The organism is Mycobacterium numidiamassiliense (genome assembly GCF_900157365.1).
Classification (GTDB): Bacteria; Actinomycetota; Actinomycetes; order Mycobacteriales; family Mycobacteriaceae; genus Mycobacterium; species Mycobacterium numidiamassiliense.
Genome location: NZ_FUEZ01000003.1, coordinates 872,918 through 884,332, shown reverse-complemented (window position 1 = coordinate 884,332; position 11,415 = coordinate 872,918). Strand labels below are relative to the sequence as shown.

The 11,415-nt window shown below is 66.8% G+C and carries 12 protein-coding genes; 6 read left to right on the top strand and 6 right to left on the bottom strand.

Translation table 11 applies throughout. From position 1 onward, the window contains the following. The first annotated feature begins 12 nt into the window (after positions 1 to 12). Together MNAB215_RS03990 and MNAB215_RS03985 are read left to right on the top strand one after the other, a co-directional pair. On the top strand, positions 13 to 579 hold the full coding sequence (locus MNAB215_RS03990) for a TetR/AcrR family transcriptional regulator (RefSeq protein WP_077077548.1): 567 nt from the start codon (positions 13 to 15) through the stop codon (positions 577 to 579). Continuing rightward, the gene (locus tag MNAB215_RS03985) at positions 516 to 1,802 is read left to right on the top strand and encodes a cytochrome P450 (protein WP_425436422.1); all 1,287 of its coding nucleotides are present in this window, start codon (positions 516 to 518) and stop codon (positions 1,800 to 1,802) included. The genes MNAB215_RS03990 and MNAB215_RS03985 overlap by 64 nt, the downstream gene beginning before the upstream one ends. Here the strand turns inward: MNAB215_RS03985 and MNAB215_RS03980 are convergent. From MNAB215_RS03980 to MNAB215_RS03970, 3 genes are read right to left on the bottom strand one after another with little or no spacing between them, the layout of a single operon-like run. Next, positions 1,799 to 2,716: an MBL fold metallo-hydrolase gene (locus MNAB215_RS03980; RefSeq protein WP_083745996.1), complete on the bottom strand. Its 918-nt coding sequence runs from the start codon at positions 2,714 to 2,716 to the stop codon at positions 1,799 to 1,801. The two genes, MNAB215_RS03985 and MNAB215_RS03980, sit on opposite strands and share 4 nt — an antisense overlap. Positions 2,717 to 2,718: 2 nt before the next feature. Next, positions 2,719 to 3,384 (bottom strand): L-fuculose-phosphate aldolase, encoded by a 666-nt coding sequence (locus MNAB215_RS03975; protein ID WP_165691524.1) that lies wholly within the window; start codon positions 3,382 to 3,384, stop codon positions 2,719 to 2,721. Beyond that, on the bottom strand, positions 3,381 to 4,361 hold the full coding sequence (locus MNAB215_RS03970) for an NAD(P)-dependent oxidoreductase (protein ID WP_077077546.1): 981 nt from the start codon (positions 4,359 to 4,361) through the stop codon (positions 3,381 to 3,383). Before MNAB215_RS03970 ends, MNAB215_RS03975 begins: the two co-directional genes overlap by 4 nt. A 30-nt stretch (positions 4,362 to 4,391) precedes the next feature. Between MNAB215_RS03970 and MNAB215_RS03965 the strand changes: the two genes are divergently transcribed. Continuing rightward, positions 4,392 to 5,717, top strand: coding sequence for a xylulokinase (locus MNAB215_RS03965; RefSeq protein ID WP_077077545.1), 1,326 nt, complete (start codon positions 4,392 to 4,394; stop codon positions 5,715 to 5,717). Positions 5,718 to 5,765: 48 nt separating this feature from the next. Then, a complete protein-coding gene (locus tag MNAB215_RS03960; RefSeq protein ID WP_077077544.1) occupies positions 5,766 to 6,431 on the top strand; it encodes a GNAT family N-acetyltransferase in 666 nt (221 codons plus the stop codon). Positions 6,432 to 6,434: 3 nt separating this feature from the next. Here MNAB215_RS03960 and MNAB215_RS03955 read toward each other — a convergent pair whose 3' ends face one another. Genes MNAB215_RS03955 through MNAB215_RS03945 form a run of 3 tightly spaced genes read right to left on the bottom strand, consistent with a single transcriptional unit; the run spans position 6,435 to position 9,223 of the window. Beyond that, the gene (locus MNAB215_RS03955) at positions 6,435 to 7,364 is read right to left on the bottom strand and encodes a class I SAM-dependent methyltransferase (RefSeq protein WP_077078401.1); all 930 of its coding nucleotides are present in this window, start codon (positions 7,362 to 7,364) and stop codon (positions 6,435 to 6,437) included. A 10-nt stretch (positions 7,365 to 7,374) separates the two neighbouring features. Continuing rightward, the gene (locus MNAB215_RS03950; RefSeq protein ID WP_077077543.1) at positions 7,375 to 8,301 is read right to left on the bottom strand and encodes a class I SAM-dependent methyltransferase; all 927 of its coding nucleotides are present in this window, start codon (positions 8,299 to 8,301) and stop codon (positions 7,375 to 7,377) included. Between the two features lie 10 nt (positions 8,302 to 8,311). Next, positions 8,312 to 9,223, bottom strand: a complete 912-nt coding sequence (locus MNAB215_RS03945; protein ID WP_077077542.1) for a class I SAM-dependent methyltransferase — start codon at positions 9,221 to 9,223, stop codon at positions 8,312 to 8,314. A 323-nt stretch (positions 9,224 to 9,546) separates the two neighbouring features. Between MNAB215_RS03945 and secY the strand changes: the two genes are divergently transcribed. Continuing rightward, positions 9,547 to 10,872 (top strand): preprotein translocase subunit SecY, encoded by a 1,326-nt coding sequence (gene secY, locus MNAB215_RS03940; RefSeq protein WP_077077541.1) that lies wholly within the window; start codon positions 9,547 to 9,549, stop codon positions 10,870 to 10,872. After that, entirely contained in the window at positions 10,869 to 11,414 is a 546-nt protein-coding gene (locus MNAB215_RS03935; protein ID WP_077077540.1) for an adenylate kinase, read from the top strand. Before secY ends, MNAB215_RS03935 begins: the two co-directional genes overlap by 4 nt. The last annotated feature ends 1 nt before the right edge of the window (position 11,415 follow it).

Genomic DNA, 11,415 nt, shown 5'->3' with positions numbered 1-11,415 from the left:
CCGGTGGAGAAAATGGCCAGTGCGCCAGTGCTGCGATACGGGGCGCTGGACCGGGCGCATCTGACGAAGCATCTGCTGCAACTGGCCACGCGGGTGGGCGTTAGCCGGGTGACGATGCGTGAGTTGGCCGCCGAGGCGGGCACGGCGGCCTCGTCGGTGTATTACCACGTCCGGGACAAGCGCGAACTGCTCGATCTGCTCATCGAATCGGTGCTCGCGCAGATCGAGGTGCCGCAAGAGGGCGGCTGGGAAGCGCGCCTGGTCGAGCTCTACATGAACGCATGGAAGGTTCTGGTGGCAGTGCCGGGCATCGCGGTACTGCTGCAAGAACATCCGCACACCTTTGCGGCCACGGAGATGGATCGCGCCACCCGGGGCATCCTGCGCGAATCCGGTTTGCGGAAGCAGCATTTCGATGCGGCCCATGCCACGCTCTACATCCATCTGCTGGGTTCGGTGCAGCTCGCGCACAATCTCCACGCCGGCGCAGCCGCGCACCGGCCCAGCGACACGACATTCGCGTACGGGCTGCGCTTGATCCTGGCGGGGCTGTTGCAGGAGATCGGGGAAGAATCTTGACCGACACGACGATCGACCTCGCCGAGCCGGCGATGTGGGCATCGCGGTTTCCCGACGACTTGTTCGCCGAGCTGCGGTCCCGCACGCCGGTATTCCACCAGCGGCTCACCGATGAGGTGAAATCCGTTGTGGGACGGGAATTCTGGGTGTGCACCAAGCATGAGGACGTCGCGCGGGTGCACCGCGACTACGAGACGTTCACGGCGACCCGCGGGCCGTTGATTCAGGACGTGCCGCTGTTCGACGTCTATCCCGCGATCGTCAGTCTGGACCCGCCGGATCACACGGTGCGCCGCAGGCTCATCACGCGGGCGTTCACGCCGCGCGCGGTGGCCAAGCTCGAAGACGGGATCCGTGACCGGGCCAAGACGATGGCCGCGGCCCTGCTGGAATCCGGCGGTGGTGAATTCGTTGACCTGGCAGCGGGATTGCCGATCTCGGTGATCGGCGACATCGTCGGGATCCCCGAGGCGGACCGGCCGCACGTGTTCGGGCTGATCGAGAAGGTGCTGAAAACCGCGGGCGCGCAGATGTCGCTGCCCGAAGGAGACGACGTGATGCCGTTCCTGGAGTTGTTTGCCTACGCCAGCTCGCTGACCGCCGAGAAACGCGAACACCCCGTCGACGACATCTGGAGCGCGCTGTGCACCGCGGAGATCACCGAAGAGTCGGGGGAGAGCTACCTGCTGCCGTCCAACGAGCTCGAGATCTTCTTCTTCATTCTCGGGCTGGCAGGTGCAGATACGACGCGAAATGCGTTGTGCGACGGCATCCGTGCCTTCGTCGCCAATCCGGATCAGATCGCCGCATATCGGTCCGGCCCGGACGCGCGGCGCACGGCGGTCGAAGAGGTGATCCGCTACTCGACGCCCATCATGTTCTGGGTGCGCGGGGCGACCAAAGACGTGACGCTGGGCGGTGAGCTGATCCCGGCGGGAGCGCGCGTCGTAACCATGCTGCGCTCGGCCAATCGCGACGAGGACGTCTTCGCCGACCCCTTCCGGTTCGACATCCGCCGCGACCCCAACCCGCACCAGTCGTTCGGCGGGGGAGGCGCCCACCACTGCCTGGGCGCCATGCTGGCACGCGCTGAGGTCCGGGCCGCGCTCGACGAGATCTTGCTGAACACCAAGACCATTGAGATCGGCGAGCCGACGATGACGCTGCCCCACCTGGGCAACAACATGACCGTCTACGATTCGCTGCCGGTCAGTCTCGACTAGAGGCGCTCGAGGCCCAACCAGTCGTCGACGTCGAAGCAGTCGGCGCTGGCGCGAATCGACGCCCCGCCGTGGCCGGGATAGTGCGCGGGAATGACGGCGGCCTTGGCTTGTGCGGCCTCGCCGAAGATCCGGCGGCGGGTGACCGCGGCGGCATCGGCGTCCACGTCGAAGGCGCACGGCTCTGCGGGTCGCCGCAGCTGCAGTGGGCTGTGGGTGAGATCGCCGACGAAGACCGCCGGCTCACCCGCGTCCAGCCATAGCACCGAGGAACCCGGCGTGTGCCCGGCGGCGGGCCGAAGCCGCAGCGAGTCACTGATCTGATAGTCGTCCGACCATCCGACGAGCTGCCCGGCTTCCTCGACCGGAGCGACGCTGTCGGCGAACACCAACTGGTCGCCGCGCTGTTGGGCCGCTTCCTCCTCGGTCCGCGGCTCTTGCGATGCGGCCGGTCCGCCAGGATGAAAGTAGCGGTAGTCGGCGGAGGGCAGCACGTACCGTGCGTTGGGAAACGTCGGGACCCAGGCGTCGCCGCGCAGCATGGTGTTCCAGCCGACGTGGTCGGAGTGGACGTGGGTGTTGACCACCACGTCCACGGCGTTGCGGTCGACCCCCGCCGACCGCAACGCGTCGAGGTACCCGGTGTTCAAGTGATCCAGCGCCGGCATGTGTGGCCGATCTCGGTCGTTGCCGACGCCGGTGTCGACGACGACTGTCAGGCCGTCGACCTCGACGACCCAGCTCTGGACCGCGATGCGCCACTCGTCGGTGTCGGGGTTGAAGAAGTCCGGCACCAGCAGGTCGGCGTTGTCGTGCCACCCCGACGCGGGGGTGCGGGGAAAGAACTTGGTTCCAAGGCTGAATTGGAACTCGACGACGCGCGCCACACTCGCGCGACCTAGCGCAACCCTGTCCATCACTACATGGGGTTCGCGCGCAGATAGCCGTACACGCCGGCGAAATTCCGGTTCACGTCCTCGGGAATGGGCACTGGGCCACCGAGAGCCCTTGCCCCCCAGACGATTTGGGCGGTGCGCTCGACCAGCGCGGTGATGTGCAAGACCTTGTCGGGCCGTGACCCGACCGCGACCAGGCCATGGTTGGCGATCAGGGCGGCGCCCCGGCCCTCCAGTGCCTTGACCGCGTTGGCGCCGACGTCGGGCGTGCCGGACGCCGCGTAGTCGGCGCACCGGATGTCGCCACCGCAGTAGACCGCGAACTCGTCGATGCAGGCCGGGATGGGCTGGTGCGAGATGGCGAACATGGTCGCCCACACGGGGTGACTGTGGATGACGCTGCCGATGTCGTCGAATGCGGAAAAGCAGGCCAGGTGCAGCTGCATCTCCGACGACGGGTGCCTGCCGTCTTTGGCCTGCAGCACCGCACCTTCCGGGTCGACCAACACGAGGTCGTCGAGTTCCATGTCGGCGTAGTCGACCGACGATGGCGTGATGACGATGTTGCCGTCGGAACGCCGCGCCGAGAGGTTGCCCGCGGTCCCCTCGACGAGGCCGCGGCGCAGCATTTCCTTGGCGGCGCCCAGCACCGCGGTCTCCGGGTCGGGGACGGATTTCACGGACGTCATGGGGCCAGCACCTCCGGGTTGACGATATGGGCGGGTGTGTTGCCGGATAGCAACGCTTCCAGATCGTCGGCGACCATCTGAGCCTGCCGCGCCTCAGTGTCCCAGGTAGCCCCCCCGATATGCGGAGTCAGGACGACATTGGGCATACCCACCAGCGGGTGATCGGTCGGCAGCCATTCGCCGACGAAGTGGTCCAGGCCGGCCGCGGCCACCTTGCCGGAGCGCAGGGCGTCGACGAGCGCGTCGGTGTCGTGTAGCTGCGCGCGGGCGGTATTGAGGAAGACCGCGCCGTCGCGCATGGCCGCGAACTGCTTGGCGCCGATCATCCCCGCGGTGTCCCCGGTGACCGGTGCGTGCAGGGAGACGACGTCGGCCTCGGCCAGCAGCTCGTCGAGGCTGTGCTCGGCCTCGTCGTGGTACGGGTCGTAGGCGATGACCCGCAGGCCCAGTCCGGTCAGCCGCCACCGCAGCGCGCGACCGACGGCGCCCAGGCCCACCAGACCGGCGGTGCGTCCGGCGATCTCGGCACCGCGGAACCGCTGATACGGAATGCTGCCGTCACGAAACATGTTGCCGCTGCGCACATCCGAGTCCGCGGTTACCAGATGACGGGTGACCGCCAACAGCAGGGCGACGGCCATCTCGGCCACCGCATCGGCGTTGCGGCCCGGTGTGTTCAGCACCGGAATGCCGGCCTCGGTGGCTCCGGCGATGTCGACGTTGTTCGGGTCGCCGCGGGTCGACGCGATCGCGCGCAGGCCCAGATCGAACACCGGCGCCCGCACCGCATCGCTTTCCACCACGACGACGTCGGCGGCTTCGGCGCTGATCCGTTCGGCCAACTGCTCGGCGCTGTAGATCCGCAGCGGACTCTGGTCGATCCAGGGGTCGTAGACGACGTCGGCCAACTCCCGGAGTTTGGCGAACCCGGGTCCGCGCAAGGGGGCTGTCACCAGGGCGCGCGGTCTTGAGGTCACGACCCTCAATGCTGGCGTACGGTGACGCCCGTGTCACGTAGCGACGTCACAATCGGCATCGACATCGGCACCACCGCGGTCAAAGCGGTAGTCGCGGCCGAGGACGGGCGCGTGGCCGCACGGGTCCGGATTCCCCACCAGCTGCGGGTGCCCACCCCCAACCGGTTGGAACATGACGCCGACCAGGCGTGGCGGCGAGGTCCGCTGACGGCCCTGCACCAGCTGGCTCCCGGGCCCGAGGTTCGCGCGGTGGCGGTATCGGCAATGGTCCCGTCGCTGACCGCCGTCGACGCGGGTGGCAACGTCGTCACGCCGGGGCTGCTGTACGGCGACGAGCGCGGGCGGGTGGCCGGCAATCAACCGTTTCCCGCGCTGGGTGAGGCAGCCGAGTTCCTGCGCTGGACCGCCGCCGAGGCGCCCGGGGCCGCCGGATACTGGCCGGCACCGGCGGTCGCCAATCACGCTCTGGCGGGGGAGGCGGTGATCGACATCGCCACGGCCGCCACGTCGTATCCCCTCTTCGACGGGACCGGCTGGAACGCCGAGCAGTGCGCCGGCCACGGCGCGGCCGTCGCGCAGATGCCGCGGGTGGAAACCATCGGGGCGGTCGCCGGGCAGGTGCACCAATCCGACGCGGCGCTGGCGACCGGGGCGATCGACGCGCTGTGCGAGCAGATGGTGGCGGGGGCCGACCGCGACGGCGACGTCCTGGTGATGTGCGGCACCACCCTGATCGTGTGGACCACCATCGCCGAGGCGCGACAGGTTCCCGGCCTCTGGACGATCCCACACACGACGGCAGGCAAGAGTCAGATCGGCGGCGCCAGCAACGCCGGCGGCCTGTTCCTCGGCTGGGTGGACCGCGTGATCGGGCCGGGCGACCCAGCGGCGGTCGATCCGCGCCGGGTACCCGTCTGGTCGCCCTACATTCGCGGGGAGCGCACCCCGTTTCACGACCCCGACCGCCGGGCCGCGCTGGACGGTCTTGACCTCACCCACGACGCCGCCTCGCTGCGGCGGGCCGCCTACGAAGCGTCCGGCTTCGTGGTCCGTCAGCTCATCGAACTTAGCGGCACTCCGGTGACGCGCATCGTGGCCACCGGCGGCGGCACCCGGCTACGGCCGTGGATGCAGGCCATCGCCGACGCGACGGGCCGGCCGGTCCAGGTGTCGGCGGTCGCCGAGGGTGCCGCGCTGGGCGCGGCGTTTCTGGCCCGAATGGCGGCGGGCCTGGAGACGACGATCGATGACGCGGCGCGCTGGGCCCGTACCGAATGCATCGTCGATCCCGACCCCACCTGGGCGGGCGCGGTCGACGACCGGTACCGGCGCTTTCTCGAGCTGGGACGGCGGTGATCCGGGCCAGCCGGCGCACTTGGCCGCTTCGCGTTCTAGTCTTGTGCAATGACTGACCACGACCGCAAAGCTGCCCGCAGAGAGATCGCAGATGCCCTGCTGAAAGCTCTCGAACGCCGGCATGAAGTACTCGACCTCATCGTGGAGGCCGACAACGGGCCCGCCGCGGTTGAGGCGATCGGCGGTTTGCTCGGCACGTCGCACGTGGGCGCCGAAGCGGTGCTGGGTCTCTCCTTCGATCTGCTCACCAAGGATTCGCGACGGAAAATCCAGGCTGAGCTCGAAGACTTGAACAAGCAGCTCAGCTTCACTCTTGGCGAGCGGCCCGCGAGTTCGGGCGACAGCCTGGAGCTCCGGGCGTTTTCCGCCGAGGAAGACCGCGACATCTTCGCCGTCCGCACTCAGGACATGGGTGCCGCCGGCGACGGATCCGGTGGCCCGGCAGGCAATCTCGACGACGAGATCCGGTCCGCGCTGGGACGCGTCGACGACGAAGAGGCCGCGTGGTTTGTGGCGATCGACTCGGGCCAGAAGGTCGGGATGGTGTTCGGCGAACTGGACCGCGGCGAGGTGCAGGTGCGCATCTGGATCCACCCCGACCACCGCAAACGGGGCTATGGCACCGCCGCGCTGCGCAAGTCGCGCTCGGAGATGGCGTGGTGTTTCCCTGCCGCGCCGTTGGTGGTCCGGACGCCGGCGGCCAAACCCAGCTGAGCGCTACCGCAGGACGGCAATCACCGAGACGTGGTTCTCCAGCGCCTTGAGGCCTTCGCCCGGCGGCACGGGTAAGCCGGCCTTGGCGAACTGGTCGGCCCGGGTACGCGCCGTGATCTCCCAGCCGGCCGCGCTCAGGTAGTCGGCAGCCGGCGTGCGTTCACCGTGATAGACGAGCGCGGACACGTCGGTGTCGAAGCCGAATTGCCCCCAGCGCTTGGCCATCGCCTTCGCGCGTTTCTCGAGCAGGGGCATGCCGTCGCGGTGGTATTCGGTGGCCAGCCGGCTACCCGGTGCGCTCAGCGTCGTGATGGCGTCGAACAATCGGTCCTGCGCCTCGGGAGGCAGGTACATCAGCAGGCCTTCGGCACTCCACGCCGCGGGCTTCGTCTCGTCAAAACCGGCTTGCCGCAACGCGTTTAGCCAGTCGTCGCGCAGATCAACCGCAACGGTCCGGCGCTCCGCGGTGGGTTGGGCGCCCAAGTTCGACAACGCGGTGGTCTTGAACTCGATGACCGCCGGTTGGTCGACTTCGTAGACGACGGTGCCCTGCGGCCAGGCCAGCCGGTAGGGGCGCGAGTCCAGGCCGGAGGCCAGGATCACCACCTGGCGGATACCGGCCGCGGTGGCGTCGGTGAAGAAGTCGTCGAAATACCGGGTGCGTACGGCCATCATGTTGACCATCCGCTGCAGGTTGAATTCCACGTCGGGGTCCGCGTCGGGGTCGAGACCGCCGCTCTCGTCGGTGATTTCGCCGTCGAGCACCTTGATGAAGAAATCGGCACCCACCGCACGAACCAGCGGGTCGGCGAACGGATCGTCGATCAGGGCGCCTGCTTGCTTGCCGGCCAGGGCCCGGCAGGCCGCGACCCAGGTCGCGGTCGCCCCCACGCTCGAGGCCAGATCCCAAGTGTCTTGGTCGGTACGTGTCATGCCCATACTCCTACGCTAACGTCGCGGTTAGGTATTTGATGTCGCCGAAGGCGACCATGGATGGTTCGGTAGGGAACTCAAAACCATTGTGCGCGTACATCTCTGGTGTGCCGCGCACCGTGGTTTGCCAACCTCGGTCTCCGAGGTAGGCCGCTACGTCGTTGCGCTCGCCGGTGTAGACGAGATCGGACCAGTTGAGATTCAGTCCCATCCGGCGCCAGCGTTCGCTCATCTCGCGACCCCGCTTTTCGACGCGGTCGCGCATGTCGGGGACATAGCCGGTGCCGATGCGGCTGCCGGGAGCCGATAGCGCGGTGATGTTGTCGAACAGCCGGTCCTGGGCGTCCGGAGGCAGGTAGCCGAGCAGCCCTTCGGCGATCCAGGCCGTCGGCTGCGTCGAGTCGAATCCATTGCCGCGCAACGCACCAACCCAGTCGTCGCGCAGATCAATCGCGACCGGCCGCCGATCAACGGTCGGGGCCGCGCCGAGGTCGGCCAGCGTGCGGGTCTTGAACTCGATCACCTGCGGCTGGTCGATCTCGTAGAGCACGGTTCCGGCCGGCCAGGGTAGCCGGTAGGCGCGGGTGTCCAGACCCGACGCCAGGATGACACCCTGGCGCACACCGGCTTCGACGGCCTCGAGGAAGAATGTGTCGAAGAATCGGGTGCGCACGGCCATGCCTTCGCTGAGCCGTTGCGGCGTGAAGGCAGGATCGTCGTCGGACACCTCGACCTCGCCGTTCATCATCCGGATGAACGCATCGACGCCGACAGCGTTGACCAACGGCTCGGCGAACGGGTCGTCGATCAACGGGTTCGGGCCCTTGGACGCCATCGCCCGGCGGGCCGCGACAGCGGTAGCGGTGGCGCCGACGCTGGACGCCAAATCCCAGCTGTCGCCGTCACATCGCTTGGTATCGATGTTTCCCTCGGTCATGGCAGCATTCCTATCCAAGCTTTGCGGACACGGCGACGATGTTGCGCAGCTGGGCCAGCGAATCGTCGTCGGGGAAGACGCGGCCGTATTCGCCGAACAGTTCGCGGCGCGGCCGGGTGTGCACCTGCCAGCCGCGACCGGTCAGGTAGTCGACGACATTGCTGCGATCGCCGTCGAAGAACAGCCCGGACAGGTCGATGTCGCAGCCGATGTTCGACCATCGGTCGTTGAACTGCTTCGCGCGTTCCGACATCGTGGTGTCGGACTCGGGGTGGTATTCGGTGGCCAATTGGCTCCCGGTGGCGGACAGCTCGGTGATGTTGTCGAAGAGCCGGTCCTGCGCCTCGGGCGGCAGGTACATCAGCAGGCCTTCGGCACTCCACGCGGTGGGTTGGGTGACGTCAAATCCGCTGCTGCGCAACGCCGCCGGCCAGTCCTCCCGCAGATCGATGCTGACGGTGCGCCGTTCGGCGGCCGGGGCAGCGCCCAGGCTCGACATCGTGGAGGTCTTGAACTCGATGACTTGTGGCTGATCGACTTCGTACACCACGCTGCCGTTGGGCCAGGACAGCCGGTAGGCGCGCGCGTCGAGGCCGGCGGCCAGAATCACCGATTGGCGCACACCGTCGCGGGCCGCGTTGAGGAAGAAGTCGTCGAAGAAGCGGGTGCGTACCGCGATCGAATCGGTCTCGAGCTGCAAGTCGCGTTCGCCACCGTCGGGCGTTTCGGATGCGGCGATTTCGCCGTCGACCACGCGGCGGAAGAACTCCAGCCCGACCGCCCGTACCAAGGGCGCGGCGAAGGGGTCGTTGATGATCGGATTGGCGTCGTTGCTGGCGACCGCGCGGGCGGCGGCGACCATGGTGGCGGTGGCGCCGACGCTGGAGGCCAGATCCCAACTGTCCTGGTCAGTGCGTGTCATAGTGCTCCTCGATGAGTTCGGCCGAAACATAGATGACCTCGCCGAAGGGATGCGTCGTCGTCGTTGAGCGGCAGCAACCCGTGGGCGCCCAGTTTTTCGATACTTAGCAAATGCAACGAGCGATCAGAACTCTACGCCGTGTGGCTATGGACTCGCTGTGTGTTTTCTCCGCCGATTCAAAGGGCCTGGATGACGGCCCTTATAAGGACTTACCCGGGCCAGCTGTTAGTCTCGTACACGATTTGACGCGCGACGCCGTTCGTCCTGGCCTGCGGGAGTTGGGCGCGTGACGCAGGATGACCCACGGTTGCGCAGGAGGAAGAGTGCTTTCGGCTTTCATCTCATCGCTGCGGACAGCTGATCTGAGACGGAAGATCCTTTTCACGCTCGGCATCATCGTGCTGTACCGGCTCGGTGCCGCTTTGCCGTCCCCGGGCGTGAACTTCCCGAATGTTCAGCAGTGCATCAAAGAGGCCAGCGGCGGCGAGGCCGGCCAGATCTACTCGCTGATCAACCTGTTCTCCGGTGGCGCTCTGCTCAAGCTCACGGTGTTCGCCGTCGGGGTGATGCCCTACATCACCGCCAGCATCATCGTGCAGTTGCTCACCGTGGTCATTCCACGCTTCGAGGAGTTGCGCAAGGAGGGCCAGTCAGGCCAGGCCAAGATGACGCAGTACACGCGTTATCTGGCCATTGCCCTGGCGGTCCTGCAGGCCACCAGCATCGTGGCGCTGGCGGCCAACGGCGGGTTGCTACAGGGCTGCTCGCTGGAGATCATCGCCGACCAGAGCATCTTCACCCTTGTCGTCATCGTCCTGGTGATGACCTCCGGTGCGGCGCTGGTCATGTGGATGGGTGAGTTGATCACCGAACGCGGCATCGGCAACGGGATGTCCCTGCTGATCTTCGTGGGCATCGCTGCGCGCATTCCGTCCGAAGGAAAATCCATCCTGGACAGCCGCGGTGGCATCGTCTTCGCGGCGGTCTGCCTGGCCGCGCTAGCCATCATCGTCGGCGTGGTCTTCGTCGAGCAGGGCCAGCGGCGTATCCCCGTGCAATACGCCAAGCGCATGGTGGGTCGCCGCATGTACGGCGGAACCTCCACGTATCTGCCGCTAAAGGTCAACCAGGCCGGTGTTATCCCCGTCATTTTCGCCTCGTCGCTGATCTACATTCCGCACCTGATCACCCAGCTGGTGCGCAGCGGCAGCGGCGGCGTGGGCAACAGCTGGTGGGACAAGTTCGTCGGGAGCTATTTGTCGGACCCGAGCGATCCCGTCTACATCGGCATCTACTTCGGGCTGATCATCTTCTTCACGTACTTCTACGTGTCGATCACGTTCAATCCCGACGAGCGTGCCGACGAAATGAAGAAATTCGGCGGCTTTATTCCCGGCATTCGGCCCGGAAAACCGACCGCCGACTATCTGCGTTACGTGCTCAGCAGAATCACGTTGCCGGGCTCGATCTACCTGGGTGCGATTTCCGTGTTGCCCAACCTGTTCCTGCAGATCGGCAACGGTGGAGCGGTCCAGAACTTGCCATTTGGCGGTACTGCGGTTCTGATCATGATTGGCGTCGGTTTGGATACCGTCAAACAGATCGAGAGCCAGCTGATGCAGCGCAACTACGAAGGGTTCCTCAAGTGAGAGTCGTATTGCTGGGACCGCCCGGAGCGGGCAAGGGCACGCAGGCCGAAAAGCTCGAAGAAAAGCTGGACATCCCGCAGATCTCCACCGGCGACCTATTCCGGAGCAACATCGGCGAGGGCACAGAATTGGGCCTGGAGGCCAAGCGCTACCTGGATGCCGGCGACCTGGTTCCCGCGGAGCTGACCAATCAGCTCGTCGACGACCGCTTGAACGACGCTGACGTGGCCGAGGGCTTCATCCTGGACGGATATCCGCGCTCGGTCGAGCAGGCCAAGGCGCTGGACGCCATGCTGGAGCGCCGCGGGCTGCGGCTTGACGCGGTGCTGGAGTTTCGGGTGTCCGAAGACGAGTTGTTCGCACGGCTCAAGGGACGCGGTCGTGCCGACGACACCGACGACGTCATCCGCAACCGGATGAAGGTTTACCGCGAGGAGACCGCACCCCTGCTGGAGTACTACCGCGACGAGTTGAAGACGGTCGACGCGGTGGGCTCGCTGGACGAGGTGTTCTCCCGCGCGCTGCACGCACTGGGCAAGTAAC

Coding starts and splice junctions, on each gene's coding strand:
- MNAB215_RS03990 (WP_077077548.1), top strand. CDS start 13: ATGGCCAGTGCGCCAGTGCTGCGATACGGGGCGCTGGACCGGGCGCAT.
- MNAB215_RS03980 (WP_083745996.1), bottom strand. CDS start 2,716: ATGGACAGGGTTGCGCTAGGTCGCGCGAGTGTGGCGCGCGTCGTCGAG.
- MNAB215_RS03975 (WP_165691524.1), bottom strand. CDS start 3,384: ATGACGTCCGTGAAATCCGTCCCCGACCCGGAGACCGCGGTGCTGGGC.
- MNAB215_RS03960 (WP_077077544.1), top strand. CDS start 5,766: ATGACTGACCACGACCGCAAAGCTGCCCGCAGAGAGATCGCAGATGCC.
- MNAB215_RS03955 (WP_077078401.1), bottom strand. CDS start 7,364: ATGACACGTACCGACCAAGACACTTGGGATCTGGCCTCGAGCGTGGGG.
- MNAB215_RS03950 (WP_077077543.1), bottom strand. CDS start 8,301: ATGACCGAGGGAAACATCGATACCAAGCGATGTGACGGCGACAGCTGG.
- MNAB215_RS03945 (WP_077077542.1), bottom strand. CDS start 9,223: ATGACACGCACTGACCAGGACAGTTGGGATCTGGCCTCCAGCGTCGGC.